The sequence below is a fragment of the Nocardioides zeae genome, from assembly GCF_010686755.1.
Lineage (GTDB): Bacteria > Actinomycetota > Actinomycetes > Propionibacteriales > Nocardioidaceae > Nocardioides > Nocardioides zeae.
In genome coordinates, this window is the sequence record NZ_JAAGXA010000007.1 from 16,117 (window position 1) to 41,607 (window position 25,491).

Annotated in this window: 28 protein-coding genes; 25 read left to right on the plus strand and 3 right to left on the minus strand. The window is 72.3% G+C overall.

From position 1 onward, the window contains the following. The 15 genes from rplX (at position 1) to G3T38_RS11165 (ending at position 9,899) form a co-directional block, all read left to right on the plus strand. On the plus strand, positions 1 to 354 hold the full coding sequence (gene rplX, locus G3T38_RS11095; protein WP_163772380.1) for a 50S ribosomal protein L24: 354 nt from the start codon (positions 1 to 3) through the stop codon (positions 352 to 354). A gap of 1 nt (position 355) precedes the next feature. Next, the gene (gene rplE, locus G3T38_RS11100) at positions 356 to 925 is read left to right on the plus strand and encodes a 50S ribosomal protein L5 (RefSeq protein WP_163772381.1); all 570 of its coding nucleotides are present in this window, start codon (positions 356 to 358) and stop codon (positions 923 to 925) included. Between the two features lies 1 nt (position 926). Continuing rightward, positions 927 to 1,112: a type Z 30S ribosomal protein S14 gene (locus G3T38_RS11105; protein ID WP_010831721.1), complete on the plus strand. Its 186-nt coding sequence runs from the start codon at positions 927 to 929 to the stop codon at positions 1,110 to 1,112. Between the two features lie 104 nt (positions 1,113 to 1,216). Further along, positions 1,217 to 1,639 carry a 30S ribosomal protein S8 gene (gene rpsH / locus G3T38_RS11110; RefSeq protein WP_163772382.1) on the plus strand — a complete coding sequence of 141 codons (423 nt, stop codon included), beginning with the start codon at positions 1,217 to 1,219 and terminating at the stop codon, positions 1,637 to 1,639. A gap of 28 nt (positions 1,640 to 1,667) precedes the next feature. Then, positions 1,668 to 2,207, plus strand: a complete 540-nt coding sequence (rplF, locus tag G3T38_RS11115) for a 50S ribosomal protein L6 (protein WP_163772383.1) — start codon at positions 1,668 to 1,670, stop codon at positions 2,205 to 2,207. A 2-nt stretch (positions 2,208 to 2,209) separates the two neighbouring features. After that, entirely contained in the window at positions 2,210 to 2,593 is a 384-nt protein-coding gene (rplR, locus tag G3T38_RS11120) for a 50S ribosomal protein L18 (RefSeq protein ID WP_163772384.1), read from the plus strand. A 37-nt stretch (positions 2,594 to 2,630) separates the two neighbouring features. Continuing rightward, complete coding sequence (gene rpsE / locus G3T38_RS11125; RefSeq protein WP_163772385.1) at positions 2,631 to 3,254, plus strand: 30S ribosomal protein S5; 624 nt, start codon at positions 2,631 to 2,633, stop codon at positions 3,252 to 3,254. Then, complete coding sequence (gene rpmD, locus G3T38_RS11130) at positions 3,254 to 3,436, plus strand: 50S ribosomal protein L30 (RefSeq protein ID WP_163772386.1); 183 nt, start codon at positions 3,254 to 3,256, stop codon at positions 3,434 to 3,436. Before rpsE ends, rpmD begins: the two co-directional genes overlap by 1 nt. A 1-nt stretch (position 3,437) precedes the next feature. Next, entirely contained in the window at positions 3,438 to 3,884 is a 447-nt protein-coding gene (gene rplO / locus G3T38_RS11135) for a 50S ribosomal protein L15 (RefSeq protein ID WP_163772387.1), read from the plus strand. A gap of 169 nt (positions 3,885 to 4,053) precedes the next feature. Then, positions 4,054 to 5,352: a preprotein translocase subunit SecY gene (secY, locus tag G3T38_RS11140; protein WP_163772388.1), complete on the plus strand. Its 1,299-nt coding sequence runs from the start codon at positions 4,054 to 4,056 to the stop codon at positions 5,350 to 5,352. Next, positions 5,352 to 5,924 (plus strand): adenylate kinase, encoded by a 573-nt coding sequence (locus G3T38_RS11145; protein WP_163772389.1) that lies wholly within the window; start codon positions 5,352 to 5,354, stop codon positions 5,922 to 5,924. Before secY ends, G3T38_RS11145 begins: the two co-directional genes overlap by 1 nt. 18 nt (positions 5,925 to 5,942) lie before the next feature. After that, complete coding sequence (gene map, locus G3T38_RS11150) at positions 5,943 to 6,761, plus strand: type I methionyl aminopeptidase (RefSeq protein WP_163772390.1); 819 nt, start codon at positions 5,943 to 5,945, stop codon at positions 6,759 to 6,761. Between the two features lie 63 nt (positions 6,762 to 6,824). Continuing rightward, on the plus strand, positions 6,825 to 7,964 hold the full coding sequence (locus G3T38_RS11155) for a DUF475 domain-containing protein (RefSeq protein ID WP_163772391.1): 1,140 nt from the start codon (positions 6,825 to 6,827) through the stop codon (positions 7,962 to 7,964). Positions 7,965 to 8,029: 65 nt separating this feature from the next. Continuing rightward, the gene (locus tag G3T38_RS11160) at positions 8,030 to 8,611 is read left to right on the plus strand and encodes a TerD family protein (protein WP_163772392.1); all 582 of its coding nucleotides are present in this window, start codon (positions 8,030 to 8,032) and stop codon (positions 8,609 to 8,611) included. Between the two features lie 43 nt (positions 8,612 to 8,654). After that, positions 8,655 to 9,899 (plus strand): coiled-coil domain-containing protein, encoded by a 1,245-nt coding sequence (locus G3T38_RS11165; protein ID WP_163772393.1) that lies wholly within the window; start codon positions 8,655 to 8,657, stop codon positions 9,897 to 9,899. A gap of 21 nt (positions 9,900 to 9,920) precedes the next feature. Here G3T38_RS11165 and G3T38_RS11170 read toward each other — a convergent pair whose 3' ends face one another. Continuing rightward, a complete protein-coding gene (locus G3T38_RS11170; RefSeq protein ID WP_163772394.1) occupies positions 9,921 to 10,496 on the minus strand; it encodes a TerD family protein in 576 nt (191 codons plus the stop codon). A gap of 133 nt (positions 10,497 to 10,629) precedes the next feature. Between G3T38_RS11170 and G3T38_RS11175 the strand changes: the two genes are divergently transcribed. The 5 genes from G3T38_RS11175 (at position 10,630) to G3T38_RS11195 (ending at position 18,803) form a co-directional block, all read left to right on the plus strand. Continuing rightward, a complete protein-coding gene (locus tag G3T38_RS11175) occupies positions 10,630 to 11,787 on the plus strand; it encodes an HpcH/HpaI aldolase/citrate lyase family protein (protein WP_163772395.1) in 1,158 nt (385 codons plus the stop codon). Beyond that, on the plus strand, positions 11,784 to 14,327 hold the full coding sequence (locus G3T38_RS11180) for a phosphoribosyltransferase domain-containing protein (protein WP_163772396.1): 2,544 nt from the start codon (positions 11,784 to 11,786) through the stop codon (positions 14,325 to 14,327). Before G3T38_RS11175 ends, G3T38_RS11180 begins: the two co-directional genes overlap by 4 nt. Beyond that, a complete protein-coding gene (locus G3T38_RS11185) occupies positions 14,324 to 15,175 on the plus strand; it encodes an HAD family hydrolase (protein ID WP_163772397.1) in 852 nt (283 codons plus the stop codon). Before G3T38_RS11180 ends, G3T38_RS11185 begins: the two co-directional genes overlap by 4 nt. A gap of 73 nt (positions 15,176 to 15,248) precedes the next feature. Beyond that, entirely contained in the window at positions 15,249 to 17,855 is a 2,607-nt protein-coding gene (locus G3T38_RS11190) for an FHA domain-containing protein (protein ID WP_163772398.1), read from the plus strand. A gap of 87 nt (positions 17,856 to 17,942) precedes the next feature. Further along, positions 17,943 to 18,803: a Bax inhibitor-1/YccA family protein gene (locus G3T38_RS11195; protein ID WP_163772399.1), complete on the plus strand. Its 861-nt coding sequence runs from the start codon at positions 17,943 to 17,945 to the stop codon at positions 18,801 to 18,803. A gap of 567 nt (positions 18,804 to 19,370) precedes the next feature. Here G3T38_RS11195 and G3T38_RS11200 read toward each other — a convergent pair. After that, positions 19,371 to 20,414: a GDSL-type esterase/lipase family protein gene (locus tag G3T38_RS11200; RefSeq protein ID WP_163772400.1), complete on the minus strand. Its 1,044-nt coding sequence runs from the start codon at positions 20,412 to 20,414 to the stop codon at positions 19,371 to 19,373. A 39-nt stretch (positions 20,415 to 20,453) separates the two neighbouring features. Between G3T38_RS11200 and G3T38_RS11205 the strand changes: the two genes are divergently transcribed. The 5 genes from G3T38_RS11205 to G3T38_RS22660 are packed head-to-tail and all read left to right on the plus strand — an operon-like array spanning position 20,454 to position 24,985. Beyond that, on the plus strand, positions 20,454 to 21,848 hold the full coding sequence (locus tag G3T38_RS11205; RefSeq protein WP_163772401.1) for a cystathionine beta-synthase: 1,395 nt from the start codon (positions 20,454 to 20,456) through the stop codon (positions 21,846 to 21,848). Continuing rightward, on the plus strand, positions 21,848 to 22,507 hold the full coding sequence (locus tag G3T38_RS11210) for a response regulator transcription factor (protein ID WP_241728775.1): 660 nt from the start codon (positions 21,848 to 21,850) through the stop codon (positions 22,505 to 22,507). The genes G3T38_RS11205 and G3T38_RS11210 overlap by 1 nt, the downstream gene beginning before the upstream one ends. Then, a complete protein-coding gene (locus G3T38_RS11215; protein ID WP_163772402.1) occupies positions 22,504 to 23,292 on the plus strand; it encodes a TSUP family transporter in 789 nt (262 codons plus the stop codon). The genes G3T38_RS11210 and G3T38_RS11215 overlap by 4 nt, the downstream gene beginning before the upstream one ends. A 29-nt stretch (positions 23,293 to 23,321) precedes the next feature. Beyond that, complete coding sequence (locus G3T38_RS21025; RefSeq protein WP_338037596.1) at positions 23,322 to 24,356, plus strand: YihY/virulence factor BrkB family protein; 1,035 nt, start codon at positions 23,322 to 23,324, stop codon at positions 24,354 to 24,356. Then, entirely contained in the window at positions 24,353 to 24,985 is a 633-nt protein-coding gene (locus tag G3T38_RS22660; protein ID WP_163772403.1) for a YigZ family protein, read from the plus strand. The genes G3T38_RS21025 and G3T38_RS22660 overlap by 4 nt, the downstream gene beginning before the upstream one ends. Positions 24,986 to 25,033: 48 nt before the next feature. Here the strand turns inward: G3T38_RS22660 and G3T38_RS11230 are convergent, their stop codons facing one another. Next, positions 25,034 to 25,435, minus strand: a complete 402-nt coding sequence (locus G3T38_RS11230) for a YchJ family metal-binding protein (protein WP_163772404.1) — start codon at positions 25,433 to 25,435, stop codon at positions 25,034 to 25,036. Positions 25,436 to 25,491 lie beyond the last annotated feature (56 nt).

Sequence of the window (25,491 nt, forward strand, 5' to 3'; positions counted from 1 at the left end):
ATGGCGAAGCTCAAGATCAAGAAGGGCGACACCGTCAAGGTGATCGCCGGCAAGGACAAGGGAGCCCAGGGCAAGGTCATCAACGTCCTCCGCGAGGAGGACCGGGTGATCGTCGAGGGCGTCAACCGCGTCAAGAAGCACACCAAGGCGGCGCCGCAGGGCGGCGAGGCCACCGGCGGGATCATCACGACCGAGGCCCCGATCCACATCTCGAACGTGATGCTGGTCGAGGGTGACGGCGTGACCCGCGCGGGCTTCAAGCGCGTCGAGGCGACCAAGCGTCGCGCCGACGGCTCGGAGTACGCCGCGGGCCGCAGCGTGCGCGTGTCGCGCAAGACCGGCGAGGAGATCTGACATGACCGAGACCACCGTCGCCGTCCCGACCCCGCGTCTCAAGACGCGGTACCGCGAGGAGATCCTCCCCGCGCTCAAGTCGGAGTTCGACATCGCCAACGTCATGCAGGTGCCCGGCCTGACCAAGATCGTGGTCAACATGGGTGTCGGCGAGGCTGCTCGCGACTCGAAGCTGATCGAGGGCGCCATCCGCGACCTCACCGCGATCACGGGCCAGAAGCCGCAGGTCACGAAGGCCCGCAAGTCCATCGCGCAGTTCAAGCTGCGCGAGGGCATGCCGATCGGTGCGCACGTCACGCTGCGCGGCGACCGCATGTGGGAGTTCCTCGACCGGCTGCTGTCGCTCGCCCTCCCGCGCATCCGCGACTTCCGGGGCCTCTCGCCCAAGCAGTTCGACGGTCGTGGCAACTACACGTTCGGTCTGACCGAGCAGGTCATGTTCCACGAGATCGACCAGGACAAGGTCGACCGCTCGCGCGGCATGGACATCACCGTGGTGACGACCGCCACGAACGACGAGCAGGGTCGGGCGCTGCTGAAGCAGCTCGGCTTCCCCTTCAAGGAGAACTGACATGGCGAAGACGTCGCTGAAGGTCAAGGCCGCGCGCAAGCCGAAGTTCGCGGTTCGTGGCTACACCCGCTGCCAGCGCTGCGGCCGGCCCAAGGCGGTCTACCGCAAGTTCGGTCTGTGCCGCATCTGCCTGCGCGAGATGGCGCACCGGGGCGAGCTGCCCGGCGTGACCAAGTCGAGCTGGTGACCCAGCCCCTCCCGCACCAGCCGTTTCCGTTCCAGCACGAGTCGCTGTAGGTCCCACCGCCGTGACGGCGGTGGGAAACCACGGTGGAGAAAGGCCTTGTGGCCATGACGATGACTGACCCGATCGCAGACATGCTCACGCGTCTGCGCAACGCCAACCAGGCGTACCACGATGCTGTCGAGATGCCGTACAGCAAGCTGAAGGAGGGCGTCGCCGCCATCCTGAAGCAGGAGGGCTACGTGACCTCCTTCGAGGTGACCGACAACCTCGACCCGAAGACCGGCGAGCCGGCCGTCGGCAAGACGCTCCGCATCACGCTCAAGTACGGCCGCAACCGCGAGCGCTCGATCGCCGGTGTCCGGCGCATCAGCAAGCCCGGTCTGCGGGTGTACGCCAAGCACACCAACCTGCCGAAGGTCCTCGGTGGCCTGGGCGTCGCGATCATCTCGACGAGCCAGGGCCTCCTGACCGACCGTCAGGCCAACAAGAAGGGCGTGGGTGGGGAAGTCCTCGCCTACGTCTGGTGACGAGAGACCGAGAGAGGAGACACGAAGCATGTCGCGCATTGGCAAGCTCCCCATCCCGGTCCCGTCCGGAGTCGACGTCGCGATCGACGCGAGCCTGGTGACGGTCAAGGGCCCCAAGGGCACCCTGACCCACACGGTTCCGGCGCCGATCACCGTCGAGAAGGCCGACGGCACGCTGGAGGTGAAGCGCCCGAACGACGAGCGCGAGAGCCGCTCGCTGCACGGCCTCACCCGCACGCTGGTCGCCAACATGGTGACGGGTGTGACGGAGGGCTACGAGAAGAAGCTCGAGATCGTCGGCGTGGGTTACCGCGTCCTGTCGAAGGGCCCGACGCAGCTGGAGTTCCAGCTCGGCTACAGCCACTCGATCACGGTCAACGCCCCCGAGGGCATCACGTTCGCGGTCGAGGGCCCGACGAAGCTCGGTGTCCAGGGCATCGACAAGCAGCTCGTCGGTGAGACCGCGGCCAAGATCCGCAAGCTCCGCAAGCCCGAGCCCTACAAGGGCAAGGGCGTTCGCTACGCGGGCGAGCAGGTCCGCCGCAAGGTCGGAAAGGCAGGTAAGTGACGATGGCCATCTCCCTTGCCAACAACAAGCACACCGCGGCGCGCGTCAAGGCGCGCCTGCGTCGCCAGGTCCGTGGACGCAAGCGCGTCTCGGGCACGGCGGAGCGTCCTCGTCTGGTCGTGACCCGCAGCGCCAAGCACATCTCGGTGCAGGTCGTCGACGACGTGGTCGGCAAGACCCTCGTCTCCGCGTCGTCCCTCGAGACCGAGCTCCGCTCGCTCGACGGCGACAAGACGGCGAAGGCCAAGCGGGTCGGCGAGCTCGTCGCCGAGCGCGCGAAGTCGAACGGTGTCGACGTGGTCGTCTTCGACCGTGCCGGCAACAAGTACCACGGTCGCGTCGCGGCCCTCGCGGACGGTGCCCGCGAGGGTGGCCTGACCTTCTGATCGCGAAGACAAGCCAGAGAGAGAAGAGGAAAGTCTCATGAGCGGACCCCAGCGCGGACGCGCCGGCGGCGAGCGCCAGGGCGGTGACCGTCGCGGCCGCGACGATCGTCGTGGTGGCGGCGCCGACAAGACCGCCTACATCGAGCGCGTCGTCGCGATCAACCGTGTCGCCAAGGTCGTGAAGGGTGGTCGTCGCTTCAGCTTCACCGCCCTCGTGATCGTCGGTGACGGCGACGGCCTGGTCGGCGTCGGCTACGGCAAGGCCAAGGAGGTGCCCGCCGCGATCGCGAAGGGCGTCGAGGAGGCGAAGAAGAGCTTCTTCCGCGTCCCCCGAGTGCAGGGCACGATCCCTCACCCGGTCCAGGGCGAGAAGGCGGCTGGCGTCGTCTTCCTGCGCCCGGCGGCCCCCGGTACCGGTGTCATCGCCGGTGGCCCGGTGCGCGCGGTTCTCGAGTGCGCGGGCATCCACGACGTGCTGAGCAAGTCGCTCGGCTCGTCCAACCAGATCAACATCGTGCACGCCACGGTGGAGGCGCTGCGTCTCCTCGAGGAGCCCGAGTCGGTCGCCGCGCGTCGCGGCCTCCCGGTCGAGCACGTCGCTCCGGCGGCGCTGCTCAAGGCCCGCGCCGAGGCGCCGGCCACCGCGGGGGTGTCCGACTGATGGCGCACCTCAAGGTCGAGCAGAAGAAGTCGGGGATCGGCCGCAAGCAGAACCAGCGCGACACCCTGCGCTCGCTGGGTCTGAAGCGGATCGGCGACGTCGTCGTCAAGGAGGACCGTCCCGAGATCCGCGGGATGGTCAACGCGGTGCGTCACCTCGTGACCGTCGAGGAGGTCGACTGACATGACGCTGAAGATCCACAACCTGCGTCCCGCCAAGGGTGCCAAGACCGCGAAGACCCGTGTCGGTCGCGGTGAGGGCTCCAAGGGCAAGACCGCGGGCCGCGGCACCAAGGGCACCAAGGCTCGCTACCAGGTTCCGGTCGCCTTCGAGGGTGGCCAGATGCCGATCCACATGCGGCTCCCGAAGCTCAAGGGCTTCAAGAACCCGTTCAAGGTGGAGTTCCAGGTCGTCAACCTCGACCGCATCGGCGAGCTGTTCCCCGAGGGGGGCGAGGTGTCCAAGGACGCGCTGGTCGCCAAGGGTGCGGTGCGCAAGAACCAGCCCGTGAAGGTGCTGGGCACGGGGGACATCTCCGTGGCGGTCCAGGTCTCCGCGGACGCCGTCTCGGCGTCCGCCAAGGAGAAGATCGAGGCGGCCGGCGGTAGCGTCACCGTCGTCGGTGCGTGACCACGAAGGACTGATCGACGAGGGCGTCGTCGGGCGAACCAGCCCGACGGCGCCCTCTCGTCGTACTCCAACCTGACTGCAACAAACAGCCTGTTAGGCTCAGCCGCGGCTCTCCTGAGGGGGGAGGCTGGCCAGCGGCTGCGTGCCGCCCCTGAAGAAAGAGGACCCTGTGCTCGGCGCCTTCGCCAACGCCTTCCGGACGCCGGATCTGCGACGCAAGCTGCTCTTCGTCCTGGGCGTCGTCGTGATCTTCCGGCTCGGCTCGCAGATCCCGTCGCCCGGTGTGCACGTCGACAACGTGCAGACCTGCCTCAACCGTGTCGAGGACGACGGGCTCTACACCCTGATCAACCTCTTCTCGGGTGGAGCGCTGCTGCAGCTGACCATCTTCGCGCTGGGGATCATGCCGTACATCACGGCGAGCATCATCCTGCAGCTGCTGGTGGTGGTGATCCCGCGGCTCGAGGCCCTCAAGAAGGAGGGCCAGTCGGGCCAGGCCAAGATCACGCAGTACACGCGCTACCTGACGCTGGCCCTCGCGGTCCTGCAGGCCACGGGCATCGTGGCGCTGGCGCGGAGCCAGCAGCTGCTGCAGGGCTGCACGGAGCCGCTGCTCCACAACCAGGACAGCAAGCTGACCTTCCTCGTCATGGTCGTGACCATGACGGCCGGCACCGCCGTCATCATGTGGCTGGGTGAGCTCATCACCGACCGCGGCATCGGCAACGGCATGTCGATCCTCATCTTCTGCCAGGTCGTCGCCACCTTCCCCGGCTCGCTGTGGGCCGTCCGCCAGTCGCAGGGCTGGGGCACCTTCGCGATCGTGATGGTGGTGGGGCTCGCGCTCGTCGCGGCGGTCATCTTCATCGAGCAGGCGCAGCGCCGCATCCCGGTGCAGTACGCGCGCCGCATGGTGGGTCGCCGGATGTTCGGCGGCAGCTCGACCTACATCCCGCTCAAGGTGAACCAGGCCGGCATCATCCCGGTCATCTTCGCCAGCTCGTTGCTCTACCTGCCGGCCATGGCCGCCCAGTTCAACCAGACGTCCGACTCGGGCTGGGTGCAGTGGATCAACGACCACTTCGTCCGCGGAGACCACCCGCTCTACATGGCGGTCTACTTCGCGCTCATCATCTTCTTCACGTACTTCTACGTCTCGATCACCTTCAACCCGAAGGAAGTCGCGGACAACATGAAGAAGTACGGCGGCTTCATCCCCGGGATCCGGGCGGGCAAGCCGACCGAGGACTACCTGTCCTACGTCCTGTCCCGCATCACGCTGCCGGGAGCGCTCTACCTCGGCCTCATCTCGCTCGTGCCGCTCATGGCCTTCGCCGCCATCGGGGCGAACCAGAACTTCCCGTTCGGCGGCACGTCCATCCTCATCATGGTGGGCGTCGCGCTCGACACGGTGAAGCAGATCGAGAGCCAGCTCCAGCAGCGCAACTACGAAGGATTCCTCCGCTGATGCGTCTCATCATCATGGGCCCCCCCGGGGCCGGCAAGGGCACCCAGGCCGCCGGGATCGCCGCCCGCTACGAGATCCCCGCGATCTCCACGGGCGACATCTTCCGCGCCAACGTCTCCCAGGGCACCCCCCTCGGCCTCGAGGCGAAGCGCTACATGGATGCCGGCGACTACGTGCCGGACTCGGTCACCAACAACATGGTGCGTGACCGGCTCGCCGAGGCCGACGCCACCGACGGCTTCCTGCTCGACGGCTACCCGCGCACCCTGGCCCAGGTGGGCGAGCTCGACGGCATGCTCGAGGCGGCCGGCGTGTCCCTCGACGCGGTGCTCGTGCTGACCGTGGACGACGAGGAGCTGGTGCAGCGCCTCGTCCGGCGCGCGCAGACCGACGGCCGCACCGACGACACCGAGGACGTCATCCGGCACCGGCAGGACGTCTACAACGAGCAGACCGCTCCGCTCATCAAGGTCTACGCCGACCGCGGTCTCCTCCGCACGGTCGACGGCATGGGCGAGGTCGACGACGTGGCGAAGCGCATCGCCGCCGAGCTCGACGACGTCCGCGCCTGACCCGCGGGTCCCGACGTCGTGGGTCTGCTGCGCCGCGGTGCGGAGCTGAAGACGCCGGAACAGCTCGACCTCATGCGTCGGGCCGGCCTCGTGGTCGGCCTGACGCTCGAGCTGCTCGCCGAGCGTGTCGCGCCCGGCATGACGACCCGCGACCTCGACCGGATCGCCGAGGACCACATCCGCGGTCACGGTGCCACGCCCTCCTTCCTGGGCTACCACGGCTTTCCCGGCACCCTCTGCGTGTCGGTGAACGACGAGGTGGTGCACGGGATCCCCGGCGATCGGGTGCTGCGTGAGGGCGACGTGGTCTCCATCGACTGCGGCGCGATCGTGGAGGGCTACCACGGCGACGCGGCGATCACCGTCGCCCTCGGCGAGGTGCCGGCGCCCGTCGCCGACCTCCTGGAGGTGACCGAGGGTGCGTTGTGGGCCGGGATCGCGGCGTACCGGCTCGGTGGGCGGGTCGGCGACATCTCCCACGCGGTCGAGTCCCACGTCCGGGGGCGCAGCGACTTCGGCATCGTGGAGGACTTCACCGGCCACGGCATCGGTACGGCGCTGCACCAGCCCCCCGACGTGCCGAACCTCGGGCGGCCCGGCCGGGGCCTGCGCCTCACGGAGGGCCTCGTGCTGGCCATCGAGCCCATGGTGACGCTGGGCGACCAGGCGAACGACACCCTCGACGACGACTGGACGGTCGTGACGCGGGACCACCAGGTCGCGGCGCACTTCGAGCACACCGTGACGGCGACGCCGGACGGGCTGTGGGTGCTCACGGCCGTCGACGGCGGGCGCGCCGCGCTGGCCGATGCCGGGGTTGCGTACGGCGGGAGGTAGCGTGTCGCCGCTCGGGTGGCGCACGGCCTCCGGGCTGCCGTTACCTCAGCAAAGGCGCGACCCGTGATCCTCAAGACCTTCGGGTGGTCGTTCGCGATCACCGTCGCCGGCCTCGCCGGCGCGTTCCTCTACGGCTGGAAGGACGGCTCGTCGGCCGCCCTGTCCGCCATGACGGTGGCCGCGATCCTCATCGTGCTCGAGGTGTCGCTGTCGTTCGACAACGCCGTGGTCAACGCCAAGGTGCTGAGCCGGATGTCGCCCTTCTGGCAGAAGATGTTCCTCACCGTCGGCATCCTCATCGCCGTCTTCGGCATGCGCCTGGTGTTCCCGTTCATCGTCGTGTGGGCCTCGGCCGGGCTCGATCCCGTCCACGCGTGGGACCTGGCGATGCAGGGCAACGACGTGCCCGCCGGCCAGGAGACCTACGCCCACATCCTCCACGACGCGCACCCGATCATCGCGGCCTTCGGCGGCATGTTCCTCATGATGATCTTCCTCGACTTCTTCATCGACGACGAGAAGGAGCACCACTGGCTCGGCCCGATCGAGCGGCCGTTCCAGCGGCTCAGCGCCGTCGGTGGCGTCTCCGTGGCCATCGCGCTCGGCTCGCTGGTGCTGGTGGCGGAGCTGTTCCGCAACATCGCCCCGGACAAGCTGCCCGACGACAAGTTCGGCTCGGTGCTGCTGGCCGGCATCCTCGGCCTGCTGACCTACCTCGTGGTGGGTGGCCTGGGGGAGGCCTTCGAGGGCTCCTCGGGCCTGGCGGACGACGAGGACATGGGCCCGCAGCGCGAGGTGGGCACCGGGCAGGTCGTGCTCGCGACGGGCAAGGCCGCGTTCTTCATGTTCCTCTACCTCGAGGTGCTCGACGCCAGCTTCTCGTTCGACGGCGTCATCGGTGCCTTCGCCATCACCACGGATCCCATCGTCATCGCGATCGGCCTCGGCGTGGGCGCGCTGTACGTCCGCTCGATCACGGTCTACCTCGTGCGCAAGGGCACGCTGTCGGAGTACCGCTACCTCGAGCACGGCGCCCACTGGGCGATCGGCGCGCTGGCGATCCTGCTGTTCGTGACGATGGGCGTCGAGATCCCCGAGGTCGTCACCGGCCTCATCGGTGTCGTCATCATCCTGTCCGCCGTCGGGTGGAGCGTGCGCGAGAACCGGCTGCACCCGGAGCAGAAGCACGACGTCCTCGTCTGAGTGCTTCGTCGCCCCACTAGGCTCGACGACGGACCAGGTCGACGAGGAGAGGGGCGACGAGCACGATGGGGATCACGCTGCAGAAGGGCGGGAACGTCTCGCTGGCGAAGGCCGCGGGTGCGCCGCTGACGAAGCTGAGCATCGGCCTGGGCTGGGACGTGCGGTCGACGACCGGTGCGGACTTCGACCTCGACGCATCGGCGCTGCTGCTCGGGGAGACCGGCAAGGTGCTGAGCGACCAGCACTTCGTCTTCTACAACAACCTGACGTCCCCCGACGGCTCGGTGCACCACACCGGCGACAACCTGACCGGTGAGGGCGACGGCGACGACGAGGCCATCGAGGTGGACCTGACGCTCGTGCCCGCCCAGGTGCAGCGCATCGTCTTCCCGGTCTCCATCCACGACGCCCACGCGCGGGGCCAGAGCTTCGGGCAGGTGACGAACGCCTTCATCCGCGTCGTCGACGCCGTGCGGGGCAGCGAGGTCGCCCGCTTCGACCTCACGGAGGACGCGAGCACCGAGACCGCGATGGTGTTCGGCGAGCTCTACCTCCGGGACGGCGACTGGAAGTTCCGCGCGATCGGGCAGGGCTACGCCTCGGGCCTGCTCGGCATCGTGCAGGACTTCGGGGTGAACGCGAGCTGACGCCCGTCCCCCTCCGTGCGGGTGCGACTCCTACGATGAGCGCATGAGCTCCTCGCGTCCCGATCGCCGTCGACGGCGCGGGGACGGCGGGGCGCTCGAGCGTGCGCTCGACGTCCGCGGCCAGCTGCAGGAGCAGTTCTTCCGGGTCGACCAGCTGCAGCGCGACGTGGGGGAGACGGTCGCGTCGTACGCGGCCCTCCTGCCCGACCGCGCCCGCTCGACCGGGGTGGTGCCGTCGTGGCGGCACCTCGACGAGCGTGCGCAGGCGGCGGTGCTCGACTACCTGGGGCTCCTCGACCAGCACGACCCCGTCGAGGAGCTCGACCCCTACCAGGTGGCCGCCGCGACGGCCGCCTTCGAGCAGGGCGTGCCCGCGCTGCGCACGCTGGCCGACGACATGGAGCGCTTCACCTCGTCGTACGGCGCGGAGCTGGGCCGCGTCGGCGAGGTGCGGGCACGCGTCGCCCGGCGTCTGGAGCAGGCCCAGGCGGCGGTCGCCGCCGCCGAGGCGGCCTGGCGCGCGATGACCGCCGACGGCGGCTCGTTCCCCGCCGCCGACGAGGCCGTCGTGCGGGCCCGCGTCGCCGGGCGGAAGCTCGCCGAGGTGGGGGACCGGCTCGGTCCCGACGACGTGGACGAGCCGGCCGCGGTCGTCGAGCGACTGGCGGAGGAGGCCCGCGAGCTGGCGCTGGAGCTGCCGCGCCGGGCGGCCGCCGTGGGCAACCGCATCCCGTCGCTCGCCACCCGCATCGACGCGGTGGTGACGCGCTCGGAGCGCACCGCCGAGTTCATGTCCGGGTTGCGGCGCGAGTTCTCCTACGAGAGCTGGAAGGACATCGCGGACGCCGAGGGGCAGCTGAAGGCCCACGTCGCGGAGGCGCGGAGCGCGCTCGACCGGCTCCGGGCCCTGCACGCGGCCGGCGACCAGCCCGCCGCACTGGCCGCGCTGGAGGAGGTCGAGACCGCGGTCGAGGCTGCCTCGGACCTCGTCGACGCACCCCGTCGCAGGCTGGAGCGGCTGCGCGACGTCAAGCGCGACCCGGCGGCGCTCTTCGACCGGGCGAGGTTCGTGCTGCGCGACACGCGTCTGCTCCTGCGCTCCGGCCCGCCCCAGCCGTGGGGCGGGCGTCTCGACGCCTTCGCGCGTGAGCTCATCGCGCTCGAGGGGCTGCTCGAGGCCACGCACCCGGACTACTGGGCGTTTCTGACGAGGATCGACCGCCTGCACGAGGGGGTCGACCGTCTGGTGGCCGACTTCCGCGCGAGCCGCGCGGGCGCCGGCGGCTGAGCCGCGCCGCCCGCCGACCCGTCAGACGTGGGGCTTGATCGCCGGCAGCAGGTCGCGGAAGGTGCGACCGGTCGCCGTCGCCCCGATCGCGGTCATCGACCAACCGGCGCCGTCGCGGGTCACCTTGGCCATGATCTGCGCCGTGTGCGTGCCCGATCCGGTCAGGTCGTAGCGCGCGAGCTCCTCGCCGTTGGTCTCGTCGACGAGGCGGCAGAAGGCGTTCTCGATCTGGGTGAAGTCCTGCCCGGTGAACGAGTTGACGACGAAGACCATGGACGTGACCGGGGCGGGCAGCTGGCCGAGCTCGACCACGATGGACTCGTCGTCCCCGTCGCCGGCCCCGGTGCGGTTGTCGCCGGTGTGCACGACGGAGCCGTCCTTGCTCCGCAGCTGCTGGAACCAGACCTGGTCGACGACGGCGCCACGCGCGTCGTACAGCACCGCGGTGGCGTCGAGGTCGATCTCGGCCTGCTTGGAGCGGAAGAAGCCCTTCTTGACCACGGCGTCCCACCCGAGCCCCATCCGCACGCGCGTGAGGCTGCCGCCCCCGCGCTTCGCGAGGGAGACCGTCTGACCCTTCTGCAACGAGATCGTCATGCGCCCGAGCGTAGAGAGCGCGTCCTGACGCCCCCGATGGTCATCCGGACGCCGCCGGGCGTTTCCGCGCCACCCGTATCCTGCCCTGCACGCCGCTGGGGGAGCGTTTCCTCTCGCGCACCAGGGAGGGCAAGTGCGGCACTTCGACCACCTCGAGCCGAGCCTGCGGGAGGGGTTGTTCAGCGTCGAGCCGGAGTCGTTCGACCGCTCGGCCGACCGCGACCTGCTCGCGGTCGCGCTCGGCGCGACGCTGTACACGCCGGCCACCCGTCCCGCCATCGACGCCGACCTGCGGAAGGCGCGTGAGCGCGGGGTGGTCTGCTCGGTGCTCTGCCTGGAGGACGCGATCGCCGACGCGGACGTCGCGTTCGCCGAGAAGAACCTCGTGCACCAGCTGACGGCGTCGGTGGAGGCGGGGGCGCCGCGCCCGCTCGTGTTCGTGCGGGTGCGCGAGCCGGAGCAGGTGGGGCGGCTCGTCGACGGTCTCGGTGACCTGGCACGCCACCTCGACGGCTTCGTGGTCCCGAAGTTCACCGCCGCGTCGGAGCCGTTCCTCGACGCGGTCGTGGCCGCCTCCGTGCGGCTCGACCACCGTCTCTGGGTCATGCCCGTCATCGAGTCGCCCGAGGTCTTCCGCCTCGAGACGCGGCTCGAGGCGCTGACGGCGGCTCGGGACCTGCTGCACCGGAGCGAGGCGCCGATCCTGGCCGTGCGGATCGGGGCCACGGACCTGTCGTCGATGCTGGGGCTGCGCCGACCGGCGGACATCACGGTGTACGACGTCGCGCCGCTCGCCTCGGTGATCGGCGACATCGTCAACGTCCTGGGCCGCCGTGACGGCACCGGGTTCGTCGTCACGGGCCCGGTGTGGGAGCACTTCGAGAACGGTGAGCGCATGTTCAAGCCGCAGCTCCGGGAGACGCCGTTCACGGCGCCGGCGGAGCGGGTGCTCCGCCGCAGGCTGATCCGCCGCGGTCTCGACGGCCTCATCCGCGAGATCGCCCTCGACCACGCGAACGGCCTGCTCGGCAAGACCGTCATCCACCCGACCCACGTCGCGGCGGTGCACGCGCTGAGCGTCGTGACGAAGGAGGACCACACCGACGCGCTCGACATCGTCCGGGCGCAGCGGGGAGGGGGCGTGGCCGCCTCGCAGTACGGCAACAAGATGAACGAGGCGACCCCCCACCTCGCCTGGGCCGAGGCGACCCTGCTGCGTGCCCGCGCCTTCGGCGTCGCGGCGGAGGACGTCACCTTCGTCGACCTGCTCGAGGCCGGGTTGTGCCTGTGAGCGGCTGGAGCGGCACCTGGGTTGCGCAGCGGCTGGGCATCGAGCTCGAGGACGCGGGGGACCGCGCGCCGCTGGCGCTCACCGACCTGGTCGGCCTCGCGCTCCGCGTGAACCCCAAGCGCCCGCACCTGCTGGTCTCCACCGTGCTGGCCAAGCACGTGCCCACCGACCCGCGCCTCGTCCACGCGGCGGGGCACCTGCTCGGGCTCCGGGTGGCGGAGCACCTCGGTCGTCTCGGCACCGGCGGCAGCGCCGACGTGGCCACCCGCCTGCGGACGGCGCTGACGACGTCGGACGCGTCTGCGGCCGACCTCGACGGCCTCGCCGCCGCGACGGGCGCCGCCCTCGCGGCCGTCGAGGAGGGCGACGGGCTCGTGCTCGGCTACGCCGAGACCGCGACCGCCCTCGGCCACCTCGTCGGTCGGGCCCTCGGGCTGCCCTCGGTGCACTCGACGCGCCGCGCCGTACCGGGGGTGGTGAGCGTGCTGGGGTTCGAGGAGTCCCACTCCCACGCCACCACCCACCTCGTGCTGGCGGAGGACCCGGCGCTGCTGCTCGCGACGCCCGGGCCCGCCGTGCTGGTCGACGACGAGCTGAGCACGGGGCGCACGGCGCTCGCCACGATCCGCGCGCTGCACGCGCACGCCCCGCGGGCGGAGTACGTCGTCGCCGCGCTCGTCGACGCGCGGCGCGCGGTCGACCGTCGCCACATCGAGCAGGTCGCCGCCGACCTCGGCACGCGGATCTCCGTCGTCGCGCTGGCGGAGGGCGAGGTGCGAGTGCCGGAGGGTGCCGTCGCGCCGGAGCCGGAGACACCCCTCACCGCGGAGGAGTCCCGACGCTCGGGCGCGCTCGTGCCGGGCGCGGACCCGGGCGACGCCTGGCCCGTCGCGGTGCGCACGTCGGGTCGCCACGGGTTCGCGCCCGCCGACGAGGCCCCGCTCGCCGACGCCGCCGCCGCTGTGGCCGCCCGGGTGGGGGAGCGCCTCGAGGCAGCGGGCGTGGACGCCGCCGGGGACGTCCTGGTGCTCGGCACCGAGGAGCTGATGTACGCACCGCTCGCCGTGGCCGAGGCGCTGCGGCGGGCCGGACGCGCGACGTACTTCTCCACCACGACCCGCAGCCCCGTCCAGGTGCGCGACGTCGAGGGCTACGCGGTGCGCTCCGGCGTGCGGTTCCTCGCGCACGACCGCGACGCGGACGGGTACGGCGCGGCCGACCGCTTCGCCTACAACGTGGCCGCACGGGACTGGGCCGCGATCGTCGTCGTGCTGGACCGGCCCACGGCGACCGCGGCGCTCGCCGGTCCCGGCGGGTTGCTCGCCGCCCTGGCGCCCCACGCCCCGCATGTGCTCCCCGTCGTGCTCCCGGTGGACCCGCCCGGGGCGCGCCCGCTGCGCGGCCCGGAGTTCGGCTCCTACGCCGCCGACGAGGTCGCCTGGCTGCTGCAGGACCTCTCCCACGTGCGGCTCGAGGGCGACCGCGAGGAGCGCGAGCGGCGCATCCAGTCCGGCGAGGCGCACTACGCGGAGTCGCTGCCGACGGAGTACCGGCCGGACGCGGCGTACCGGGAGCTCTACGACGAGCAGGTCGTCGCGGTCGCCGACCGGGTCGCGGCGGCGGTCGTGACGGTGAGCGAGCTCGCGCGTCGGGAGCGGGGGCGCGACGACCTCGTGCTCGTCTCCCTGGCGCGTGCGGGCACCCCGATCGGCATCCTCATGCGGCGCTGGGCGGCGCGGCAGGGCTGGGACTGGCCGCACCACGCCGTGTCGATCGTGCGCGACCGCGGCATCGACCTCGTCGCGCTGCGCTGGATCGCGGACCGGTACGACCCGGCCCGGGTGCTCGTCGTCGACGGGTGGACCGGGAAGGGCGCGATCGCCCGCGAGCTCGTCGCCGCCGTCGAGGGCGACGGCGGTGCCAACGACGCGCTGCGGCTGGGGGCGGCGGGATCGGGCGTGGGCGCCGGGTTCTCGGCCGACCTCGCGGTGCTCGCCGACCCGGGGGAGTGCGTGCCGCTGCACGGCACCCGTGACGACTTCCTCATCCCGTCGGCGTGCCTCAACAGCACCGTCTCGGGCCTCGTCTCCCGCACGGTGCTCAACGACGAGCTGATCGGCCCGCACCAGCTGCACGGGGCCAAGTTCTACGCCGAGCTGGCCGACGAGGACGTCTCCGCGGCGTACCTCGACGCCGTCAGCGCCCGCTTCGACGACGTCGAGGCGGCGGCGGTCGCCGATGCCGAGCGCCTGCAGCGCACGGACCGCACCCCGGCGTGGTCGGGCTGGGCCTCCGCCGAGAAGCTGCAGGTCGAGCTCGGGCTCCCCAGCGTCAACCTGGTGAAGCCGGGCGTGGGGGAGACGACCCGCGTGCTCCTGCGCCGGGTGCCGTGGCGCGTGGTGGTGGCGCCCGGGCGCGAGCAGGACCTCCGCCACGTGCGGCTGCTGGCGGCGGACCGCGGCGTACCGGTGGTGGAGGACCCGTCCCTGCCCTACAGCTGTGTCGGGATCATCCGGCCGACCGAGCAGGACGGCTCGTGACCGCCCCGCTGCTCGTCGCCTCCGACCTCGACCGGACGCTCATCTACTCCGCCGCGGCCATGCGGCTGGGACGAGCGGTGACGGACCCGGTCTGCGTGGAGGTCTACGCCGACGCCCCGACCAGCTTCATCGACCCCGCTGCGCTGACGGCGCTCGCCGAGCTCGCGGCGGAGGTGCCCTTCGTGCCGGTGACGACGCGCACGCAGGAGCAGTACGGCCGGATCGTGCTGCCGGGTGTGCGGGTCGAGCACGCCGTCACCACCAACGGCGCGGTCGTGCTCGTCGACGGCCGGCCCTGCGGCGACTGGGACGCCGAGGTGCGCCGGCGCTGCGCCGACGGGGCATCGTTCGCGGAGGCGCTGCGCGTGCTCGCGCCGGTCTGGGACCAGCCGTGGGTGCGCAAGGTGCGCGACGCGGAGGAGCGCTTCTGCTACGCCGTGGTGGAGCCGGCGGAGGCTCCGGCCGCGTGGTACGACGAGGTGCACGGCGCCGCCCGGGACCTGGGATGGGTCGTCTCGGTGCAGGGCCGCAAGGTCTACGTCATCCCGCCGGGCCTCACGAAGGAGGCGGCCGTCGCCGAGGTCGCCCGTCGGGTCGGCGCGGCCGCGGTCGCGGCGGCGGGCGACTCGTGGCTCGACGCGGGCATGCTGGCCGCAGCCGACCACGCGGTGCGGCCGGCGCACGGCGAGCTCGACGAGCAGGGCTGGACGACCGCGGACCTCGTGGTGACCGCGTCCGCGGGGGGACGCGCAGCGGCGGAGATCGTGGCCACCTTCCACGGGTGGGCGCGTGCGCGCGCCCGCGCCGGTGCGGCGTGGACTACCGTGTCGTCCGACACCGCCCCCTGAGCCGCGGCGAGGCAGTCCGACCTGCCCCGAGCCGGCTCGTCGGGGCTCCGGCGCTCAGAGGGGACTGGTCACGTTGACGGCTGGACCAGGTGGTCCGACCCTGCGGCTCGGGGTCGGGGGTGAGTTCCGCTCCTTCGCCCCCGGGACCGTGGTGACGATCGGGCGCGACCAGGCCTCCAGCCTCGTGCTCGCGCACGGCGACATCTCGCGCCACCACTGCGAGCTGCACCACGACGGCGCCTCCTGGTGGTTGACCGACCTCGGCAGCACCAACGGCACGCTCGTCGACGGGCAGCGCATCGCTTCGATCCCGCTGGCCCCCGGTGAGCCGCTGCAGGTGATGGTGGGCGGCAACCGCGGCGTGGCCGTGCAGGTGCAGGTGGCCGCGGCTCCCGGCGCGACGCCCCGTCCCGGGGGGCCTGCGGGGCCGCCGCCGATGACGGCTCGCACGGCGCCCCCGACGGCAGCCCCGACGGGAGCCCCGACGGGTCCGCCCCCGATGGCGCCCCCGACGGGTCCTCCGGCCACGCAGCGGCCGGGCGGGCCTCCGCGACCGGCGGGTCCGGCAGGACCTGGTGGTCCGCCTCGTCCCGGGCCCGACCTCCCGCCGCCGGCCGACCGCACGATGGCCGCACACGCACCCGCGCCCGGCGGGGGACGGGCAGCCCGCACGGCGCCGGGCCAGCTGGCCCACGGCCAGGTGCTGCTGCCCCACGGCCCCCGGGTGGGCCAGCCGCTCGTGATCGGCCGCAACCACGCCTGCGACATCGTCGTCGACGACCCCCTGGTCTCCCGCCGCCACGTCCAGGTCGAGGTGGCCCCCGCCGGGATCGTGCTCCGCGACCTCGGGGCGTTCAACGGCACCTTCGTCAACGGCCGACGCCTCGAGGGCGGCGTGCTGCTCCACCCCGGTGACGAGGTCATCCTCGGCAACCAGACCTTCACCTTCACCGGTGACAACCTCCTCGCCCGCAACTCGACCTCGGACCGCACGCTCGTCGTCGAGAACCTGACGACGGTGGTCAAGGGCGGTCGGCGGCTCCTCGACAACGTCTCGATCGAGCTCGGCCCCGCCTCGCTGACGGCGGTCATCGGGCCGTCGGGCTCCGGCAAGTCGACGACGCTCGGTGCGCTGACGGGCACCCGCCCCGCGACGTACGGCAACGTGATCTGGCAGGGGCACGACCTCTACACCCACTACGACCAGCTGCGCCACCAGATCGGGCTGGTCCCGCAGCAGGACATCCAGCACCCGCAGCTGACGGTGCGGCAGGGGCTGAACTACGCGGCCCGGCTGCGGCTGCCGCCCGACACCACGAAGGAGGAGCGGGCCCAGCGGGTCGACCAGGTGGTCGCGCAGATGCAGCTGCAGCGCCAGGTCGACAACCGCATCGGCACGCAGCTCTCGGGCGGGCAGAAGAAGCGCGTCTCGATCGCCACCGAGCTGCTGACGGCGCCTCCGCTGCTCTTCCTCGACGAGCCGACCTCGGGCCTCGACCCCGGCCTGGACCGCGACGTCATGCACCTGCTGCGCGGCCTCGCCGACGAGGGACGCGTCGTCGTGGTGGTGACGCACTCGGTGCTCGCGCTCGACGTCTGCGACAACGTGCTGGTGCTCGCGCCCGGCGGCCGGGTGGCCTACTTCGGCCCGCCGAGCGGGGTGCTGGCCCACTTCGGCTGCGCCGACTACCCGCAGGTGTTCGACCTCCTCGACGAGCCCGACCTGTGGCGTCGGATCCCGCCGCCGCCCGGTGGGCGCGCCGAGACGGGTGCGCTGCCCGTGCTCGCGAACGCACCTCTGCCGGCGCCGCCGCGCCAGTCGTTCGCGCGGCAGTTCGCCACCCTGGTCAAGCGCACGCTCTCGGTCATCGCCTCCGACAAGATGCTCCTGGCGATGCTGCTCCTGACGCCGCCCGTCATCGGTGCGCTGAGCCGCCTCGCGGTGGGCGACGCCGGCTTCGGCCTCGACGCCACGGCGGACGCCGACCGCGGCGTGTACGTGCCCGCCGAGGTGACGCAACGCCTGACGGTGCTCATCGTGGCGGCCGCGCTCATCGGGGCGGTGATGACCATCTGGGCGTTGGTCAACGAGAAGGCGGTCTTCCAACGGGAGTACGCCGTCGGGCTGTCACCCGGGACGTACCTGCTCAGCAAGGTGAGCGTCTACGGCGTGCTCTGCTTCGGCCAGGGCGTCATCACGGCGTTCGTCGGCACGGTCGGGCTGCCCGGACCCGACGACGGAGGTGTGGTCGGCCTGGGGTGGTTCGAGATCGCCATCGCCGTCGGCATGACGTGTGCCTCGGTGGCCATCCTCGGCCTCGCGATCTCCGGGCTCCTGTCGAGCTCCGAGCAGGGCATGCCCGCCGTGATCGGCGTGGTCATGACGCAGCTGGTCTTCTCCGGCGCGATCATCGCGGTCAACGGTCGCGCGGTCCTCGAGCAGCTGTCGTGGCTCGCGCCCGCCCGCTGGGGGTACGCCGCGGCGGCGTCCACGGTCGACCTCAACCGCGCGAAGGAGACGACCGAGGGCACCCTGCTCGACGGTGAGTCGCGTGACGCGCTCTGGGCCGGCGACGTCGACCAGTGGGTGCTCGACCTGTTCGTCCTGGGCGGCCTCACCGCCGTCTTCGTCCTCCTCGGCTACCTGAGCGTGCGACGCAGCGCGAAATCGGGTGGGTGAGGACCTGACCGTCCGTCGTTCTCGGGAACGTCGGAGACGACTCGTGCGTTGATGAAGGCACGAGCCCCTATGAAGGAGTGACTCCCCATGCAGAGCAACAACCCGGTGTTCAGGCGTTCGGCCGAGTTCAACGGGTCGGCCGCCAACGCCCACGGACAGCAGACCTACGCCGGCGGTGCCGGCTACGGCCAGGGGCAGTACGGCAACGGTGACCCGTCGACGTGGGACATGTCCCGCGCCACGGGCCCTGGTTCGACGCCCGCGCGCCGCATGACCATCGACTCCGTCGTGCAGAGCGCCGCGATCACGCTCGGCGTGGTCATCCTCAGCGCCCTCGCGACCTGGATCGTGATCGGTGACGTGGCGACCAACGTCGGCGCCTCCCGCGCGATGATGCTCGCCTTCGTCGGCGGCATCGCGGCGTTCGGCCTGTCGCTGGTCAACTCGTTCAAGCGCACGGTCAGCCCCGCGCTGGTCCTCGTCTTCGCGGTCGCCGAGGGCGTCGCGATGGGCGCGATCAGCAAGGTGTTCGACAGCTTCGCGGGTGGCGGCGTCGTCACCGGCGCGGTCATCGGCACCTTCGCGGCCTTCGCGGGCACGCTGACGGCCTACAAGGTGCTCAACATCCAGGTCGGCGACAAGTTCCGCAAGTTCGTCGTCGCGGCCATGTTCGGCATGCTCGGCCTCGGCCTCATGGAGCTGCTGCTCTCCGCCTTCGGCGCGGAGCTCGGCCTGTTCGGCTTCGGTGGCCTCGGCATCCTGTTCGCCGTCGCCGGCCTCGTGCTCGGTGTCTTCATGCTGATCCTCGACTTCGACTACGTCGAGCAGGGCATCCGCTTCGGCATCGACGAGCGCGAGTCGTGGCGTGCGGCGTTCGCCATGACGGTGAGCCTGGTCTGGATCTACACCAACCTGCTCCGCCTCCTGGCCATCTTCAGCCAGGACTGACCCACCCGCAGCACCACGACGGCGCCGACCCCGCGGGGTCGGCGCCGTCGTCGCGTTCGTGGGCGTCCGTCGCGTCGCATGGGGATGGACGGCGGGGGCGAGGTCACGGGAGACGCCGGAACTGTGCGGTTGGTGCGCTCCGGATCGCGCGGCACCGGTCCCAGCCGCACACTCGCGCACCCGTGTGGGGCGGGCCGGGGTCCGCGCGTGGGGCCGGACCGAGCGGCTCTCGGGTGGGGCCGATGGGGTTCGGGTACGCCGCGGGCGACACGGCGCCGTACCCGCGACGTCATGCGGACCGGTGCCCGGGGCGACCGCGGCGCATGACGTCCGAGGGGCGAGGGCACGGGAGACGCCGGAACGGTGCAGTTGGTGCGCCTCGGATCGCGCGGCACCGGTCCCAGCCGCACATTGCCCGGCCCTCGGGCGGGCCCAGCCTGCGACGGTCGGCGAGAAAGAACGCGCGGACTCCGAGGCCGCGACACGCCGGCGTCGGGCTCGTCCGGTCCGCGTTTTCCTTCCGAGAGCCGCGCGCCCGACCGAGCATCCCGGCTCGACGGCGAACCCCTACGCACCCGCAGCCGTCTCCTGGGCCGGTACGGCGTCGTGCTCGCGCTCGTCGGGGCCGTCGGAGGGCCCGTCGGCGCGACGCCGGCGGTGGCGCAGCTCGACCCAGCGCCCGCGGGTGCCGCGCCGGTTGCCGGCGACCTCCGTGCCGCCCAGCTCGGTGCCGGGGGTGCGGACGGCCTCGATCGCGGCCTGCGCGATCGGGAGCACGCGCTCGCCGCGGAAGGCCTCGGGCAGGCGTTCGTCGTCGGGCTCCTGGCCGAGGCTGGCGAGCAGCGAGGGCAGCATGAGCGCCGCCATCTGCTGGTAGCCGTCGGCCGACGGGTGGAACTGGTCGGGGCCGAACAGGAGCGCCGGCGCGGAGGCGAACTCCGGCCCCAGCACGGAGCCCAGCGAGACGGACCGGCCCTCCTCCTCGACGGTCGCGATCGTCTGGGCGGCCGCGAGCCGGCGCGACCAGGAGCGCGCGATCTGCTTGAGCGGCGGGGGGATCGGCTTGATGGTGCCGAGGTCGGGGCAGGTGCCGACGACGACCTCGCAGCCCGCGGCCCGGAAGCGGCGCACGGCCTCGGCGAGGTGCTGCACCGAGTCGGACGGCTTGACCGTGTGGGTCACGTCGTTGCCGCCGATCACGATGACCGCGACGTCGGGCTCGATGGGCAGCGCCCGGTCCACCTGCGGCGCGAGCCCGCTCGACTGCGCGCCGACGACGGCGAGCGTGCGCAGGTAGACCCGTCGGTCGGCGTGCTGCGCGAGCCCCGAGGCGAGCAGGGCGCCCGGGGTCTGCTCGACCCGCTCCACGCCGTACCCCGCCGCGAGCGAGTCGCCGAGCAGCACCACCTTGAAGGCGGGTCCGGGCCGTCCGCGGCCGTACCACCCGGTCGCGTCGGGAGGGGGGTCCTGGCGTGGCTCCCCGATGGTCTTGCGCGCGATCGTCGCCTCGGCGCGGAGGAGCCCGTAGAGCCCCGCGCCCACCACGGAGAGCCCGCCGCCCCCGTAGGCAGCGGCGGCCGCGAGCTTCCTGGCTGCTGCTGCTTTCCCCACCCCGCCACTCTACGGACCCGACGACAGTAGATTGCACCCATGGAGTTCGTGACCTCTGTCCTCGACCTCGTGGGCGACACCCCGCTGGTGCAGCTCTCCCGGGTGCTGGACCGCCCCCCGGCGGTTCCCGGCGAGGGCCCGGTGGTGCTCGCGAAGGTCGAGTACCTCAACCCCGGCGGGTCCGTGAAGGACCGCATCGCGACGCGCATGATCGACGCGGCCGAGGCGTCGGGGGAGCTGCAGCCCGGCGGCACGATCGTGGAGCCGACGTCGGGCAACACCGGGGTCGGCCTGGCGATGGTCGCCCAGCAGCGCGGCTACAAGTGCGTGTTCGTCTGCCCCGACAAGGTGAGCGAGGACAAGCGGAACGTGCTGCGGGCGTACGGCGCGGAGGTCGTCGTCTGCCCCACCGCGATCGCGCCGGAGCACCCGGACTCCTACTACAACGTCTCCGACCGCCTCTCCTCGCAGCCGGGCGCCTGGAAGCCGAACCAGTACGCGAACCAGCACAACCCGCGGTCGCACTACGAGACAACCGGTCCCGAGATCTGGCGGCAGACCGAGGGCCGGATCACGCACTTCGTGACCGGCATGGGCACCGGCGGCACGATCTCGGGCGTGGGGCGCTACCTCAAGGAGCAGAACCCCGACGTCCAGGTCATCGGCGCCGATCCGGCCGGCTCGGTCTACTCGGGCGGCACGGGTCGGCCGTACCTGGTGGAGGGCGTGGGGGAGGACTTCTGGCCGGAGACCTACGACCGCTCGGTCGCCGACCGCGTCATCGAGGTGTCCGACGCCGACTCCTTCGCCTTCACCCGCCGCATGGCGCGCGAGGAGGCGCTCCTCGTGGGCGGCTCGAGCGGCATGGCCGCCTTCGCGGCCGCCCAGGTGGCGGCCGAGCTCGAGGGCACGCCGGAGGGACGCGACGCCGTCATCGTCGTGCTGCTACCGGACTCGGGTCGTGGGTACCTCACCAAGGTGTTCAACGACGAGTGGCTCGGCCAGTACGGCTTCCTCGCCCCCAGCTCGGACCGGACCGTGGGGGACGTGCTGCGCGGCAAGAGCGGACAGCTGCCCGACCTGGTGCACACGCACCCCAGCGAGACCATCGCCGAGGCGGTCCACATCCTCCAGGAGTACGGCGTGAGCCAGATGCCGGTCGTGCGTGCCGAGCCGCCCGTGGTGGCGGCCGAGGTGGCCGGCTCGGTCTCCGAGCGCGACCTGCTCGACGCCCTCTTCACGGGTCGGGCGCGCCTGACGGACCGGGTGGAGGACCACATGTCGCCGGCGCTCCCCACCATCGGCTCGTCCGCCGCCGCGAGCGACGCCGTGACGCTGCTCGAGGACGCGGACGCCCTGCTCGTGCACGAGGACGGCAAGCCCGTCGGGGTCGTGACCAGGCAGGACCTCCTCGCCCAGCTGGCGGGTGCCTGATGCGCGGCCCGCTCCGCCTCGCGGTCGTCAACGACTACGAGGTCGTGGTCGCCGGCCTGACGCGCATGCTCGCGCCGTACGCCGCGCAGGTGCGCGTCGTCGAGATCGCCGCCAACATCCCGGTCAGCGACCACGCCGACCTCGTCCTGTTCGACACCTTCGCTCAGTCGATGGACAACGTGTCGGTCGAGGACGTGGCACCGGTCGGCATCCCGGTCGTGGCCTACACGTGGGAGAGCGAGCCCGACGTGTGGCAGCGCGCCCTCGACTGGGGCGCCGTGGCCTGCCTGTCGAAGACGCTGTCCGCCGCCCGGCTCGTGGCGGCGCTCGAGAGCATCCACCGCGGCGACACCCCCGACCCCGGCCACACGGCCGCCCCGACGGTGGACAACGCCTCCGGCGGCGAGGGCGCACGGGACTGGCCCGGTCGGGCGGAGGGCCTCACGGAGCGGGAGTCCGAGGTGATGGCCCTCCTCGCCGTCGGTCACAGCAACCAGGAGATCGCCGAGCTCCTCCACGTCAGCATCAACTCGGTGAAGACCTACCTGCGTCACGCCTACCGCAAGGCGGAGGTGAACCGTCGCAGCCAGGCGGTGCTCTGGGCGCTCGACAAGGGCTTCTCGCCCGACGTGCTGCACCGCCGCGTGCGCGGCCGGTGATCGACCTCGGCGTCTCCGGTCAGGTCCTCGCCCTGCTGGTCGTCGCCGGGTTCGCGGCCGGGTACGTCGACGCGGTGGTCGGCGGCGGCGGGCTCGTGCAGCTGCCGAGCCTGCTCCTCGCCCTGCCCGGCGCCACGCCCGTGCAGGTGCTGGCGACGAACAAGCTGGCCTCCGCGCTCGGGGTGACGGTCAGCGCGACGACGTACTTCCGGCGGGTGCGGCCCGACCCGGCGACGTTCGGTCCGCTCATGCTCATGGCGTTCCTCGGGTCGATGGGCGGCGCGGCCGTCGCGTCGTTCATCCCCCGGGCGGCCTTCCAGCCGATCATCCTGGTGGTGCTCGTCGGGGTGGGCGCCTACGTGCTGTTCCGCCCGGACCTCGGCTCGGAGACGCGGCTGCGCTGGGAGCGCCGCGGCCAGCTCGTCGCGGCCGTGGTCACCGGCCTGCTCGTGGGCTTCTACGACGGGGCGCTCGGGCCGGGCACCGGCTCGTTCTTCGTGCTCGCCCTCGTCGGGCTGGTCGGCTACGACTTCCTCACCGCGTCGGCGAACGCGCGCCTGGCGAACTGGGCGACGAACGTCGCGGCGCTCGTCGTCTTCATCCCGCAGGGCGCGGTGCTGTGGGGGGTCGGCCTGGCCGTGGGCGCGGCCAACATCGCCGGCAGCTACCTCGGCGCCCGGACGGCGGTGAGCAGGGGCGCGGGCTTCGTGCGGGTCTTCTTCATCGTGATCGTCAGCGGCTTCGTCGTCCGCATCGGCGGCGAGGTGCTCGGGTTCTGGGGCTGAGCGCTGGTGGCGTGCCCTAGGGTCGCGGCGTGAGCATCGTGGGGGGTATCGACCGCTTCCAGCGGCGCTTCCCGCCCGTCTCCATGCCGCTGGCGACGATCTACAAGTACGGCGACGACCAGGGCGCGTACCTGGCCGCGATCATCTCGTTCTACGCCTTCATCGGGATCTTCCCCCTCCTGCTCCTCGCGACGTCGATCCTCGGCTTCGTGCTGCAGGGCCAGCCCGACCTGCGGGCCGAGGTGCTCAACTCGGCGCTGAGCAACTTCCCGATCGTCGGCGACCAGCTCGGGCGGCCCGAGGGCATCCAGGGCTCGGTGTCGGCCATCGTGGTCGGCTCGGTCGCCGCGCTCTACGGCTCGATGGGTCTCGGCCTCGCGCTGCAGAACGCGATGAACATCGCCTGGGCCGTGCCGCGCAACAGCCGCCCCAACCCGTTCCTGCTCCGCTTCAAGAGCCTGGTGCTGCTGGCGGCCGGCGGCATCTCGGTGCTCGCCGTGACGGCGGTGTCCGTGATCGGCAACAACACCGAGGTGTTCGGCGCGCTCGGGCTGGTGGGCCGCCTGCTCATCAGCCTGGCCACCATCCTCGCCACCGGGCTCGTGCTCAGCGTGCTCTTCCGACTGTCCGCGGCGCGGAGCCACAGCCTCCTCGCCGCCCTGCCCGGCGGGCTGTTCGCCGCGGCGACGTGGCACGGGCTGCAGTACGCCGGCGCCGCCTACGTCACCCACGTGCTGGGTCGCACCTCGCAGATGAACCAGACCTTCGGGCTGGTGCTCGGGCTCATGGGCCTCATCTACGTGGCCTCGATCGTCGTGGTGCTCGCGATCGAGGTGAACGTCGTGCTCGCCCGCAAGCTCTACCCCCGCGCGCTCCTGACCCCCTTCACCGACGACGTCGACCTCACCGACGCCGACAAGCGTGCCTACACGGCCTACGCGCGGGCGCAGCGGCACAAGGGGTTCGAGGAGGTCACCGTCACCTTCAAGCCGGTCGAGCGGGACGACGCCGACACGGTGGCGATGACGACGGTGCGGGCCGAGGACGCGCCGGGGGAGCGGTGACCCGCTACCTCGTGCCGGCCGCCGACGGCGCCGCCGAGATCGAGGTGCGACGCTCGCGGTTCCTCGCCACCGTGCGACGCGTCGAGGACGAGACCGCGGCGCGGGCCGTCGTCGACGAGCTGCGCCGACGGCACTGGGACGCGCGGCACCACTGCTCCGCGTTCGCGCTCGGTCCGTGGGGCGGTCCCGGCGCCGTGCAGCGCTCGAGCGACGACGGCGAGCCGTCGGGCACGGCCGGCGCCCCGATGCTCGAGGTGCTCCGCGGCCGTGAGGTGGCGGACGTCGTGGTCGTGGTGACCCGGTGGTTCGGGGGTGTCCTGCTGGGCGCCGGCGGCCTGGTGCGCGCCTACGGCGACGCGACGCGGGCCGGTCTCGACGCCGTCGGGCTGCGCGAGCGGACGCGGGTGGCGGAGCTGGTGCTCGACGTCGCCCACGCCGACGCCGGACGCGTCGAGAGCGAGCTGCGCGCGCGGGGCGTCGTGGTGCGCGGCGCGGAGTACGGCGCGGAGGTGACGCTGCGCCTCGTCGTACCGCCGGCGGAGGTCGCCGCGCTCGAGGCGGGGGTCGCGGCCCTGACGGGCGGTACGGCGCGGCCGGTCGTCGTCGGCGAGGCGTGGGCCGACGCGTGACCGGGGCCCCGGCGGCGACGCGGCGCGGGCGGGTCGTCAGGCGTCTCGTCAGGCGTCGACGTCCCCGTCGACGTACACCCACCGCCCCGCGCGTCGGGTGAACCGGCTGCGCTCGCGCAGCGCGCCCGGCTCCCCGGCCGCATCGCTGTAGCGCGCAGTGAACGTGACGACGCCGGTGGTGTCGGCCTCGCCGCCGGCCTCGGTGGCCTCGACGGTGAGCCCCGTCCACGTGAGGCCGTCGTCGGGCGTCGGGTCGTCGGGGCGCGTCCGGGGGTGCCAGGTGCGGAACAGGTGGTCGGCGCCCACCAGACCCCCGACCGCGTACGCCGCGTAGCGCGACCGCATCAGCTCCTCGGCCGTGGCCGCGGGCGCGGCACCGCGGTGGAGGCGGCCGCAGCACGCGTCGTACGTCGCGGGGAGCCCGCAGGGACAGGGGCGCTCGAGCTGCACGGGGCCGACGGTACCGGCGTGCGCCGCAGCACCGGAGGGGCGACGGCGTACCGCCC

Coding starts and splice junctions, on each gene's coding strand:
- rplX (WP_163772380.1), top strand. CDS start 1: ATGGCGAAGCTCAAGATCAAGAAGGGCGACACCGTCAAGGTGATCGCC.
- rplE (WP_163772381.1), top strand. CDS start 356: ATGACCGAGACCACCGTCGCCGTCCCGACCCCGCGTCTCAAGACGCGG.
- G3T38_RS11105 (WP_010831721.1), top strand. CDS start 927: ATGGCGAAGACGTCGCTGAAGGTCAAGGCCGCGCGCAAGCCGAAGTTC.
- rpsH (WP_163772382.1), top strand. CDS start 1,217: ATGACGATGACTGACCCGATCGCAGACATGCTCACGCGTCTGCGCAAC.
- rplF (WP_163772383.1), top strand. CDS start 1,668: ATGTCGCGCATTGGCAAGCTCCCCATCCCGGTCCCGTCCGGAGTCGAC.
- rplR (WP_163772384.1), top strand. CDS start 2,210: ATGGCCATCTCCCTTGCCAACAACAAGCACACCGCGGCGCGCGTCAAG.
- rpsE (WP_163772385.1), top strand. CDS start 2,631: ATGAGCGGACCCCAGCGCGGACGCGCCGGCGGCGAGCGCCAGGGCGGT.
- rpmD (WP_163772386.1), top strand. CDS start 3,254: ATGGCGCACCTCAAGGTCGAGCAGAAGAAGTCGGGGATCGGCCGCAAG.
- rplO (WP_163772387.1), top strand. CDS start 3,438: ATGACGCTGAAGATCCACAACCTGCGTCCCGCCAAGGGTGCCAAGACC.
- G3T38_RS11145 (WP_163772389.1), top strand. CDS start 5,352: ATGCGTCTCATCATCATGGGCCCCCCCGGGGCCGGCAAGGGCACCCAG.
- G3T38_RS11160 (WP_163772392.1), top strand. CDS start 8,030: ATGGGGATCACGCTGCAGAAGGGCGGGAACGTCTCGCTGGCGAAGGCC.
- G3T38_RS11165 (WP_163772393.1), top strand. CDS start 8,655: ATGAGCTCCTCGCGTCCCGATCGCCGTCGACGGCGCGGGGACGGCGGG.
- G3T38_RS11170 (WP_163772394.1), bottom strand. CDS start 10,496: ATGACGATCTCGTTGCAGAAGGGTCAGACGGTCTCCCTCGCGAAGCGC.
- G3T38_RS11195 (WP_163772399.1), top strand. CDS start 17,943: ATGCAGAGCAACAACCCGGTGTTCAGGCGTTCGGCCGAGTTCAACGGG.
- G3T38_RS11205 (WP_163772401.1), top strand. CDS start 20,454: ATGGAGTTCGTGACCTCTGTCCTCGACCTCGTGGGCGACACCCCGCTG.
- G3T38_RS11210 (WP_241728775.1), top strand. CDS start 21,848: ATGCGCGGCCCGCTCCGCCTCGCGGTCGTCAACGACTACGAGGTCGTG.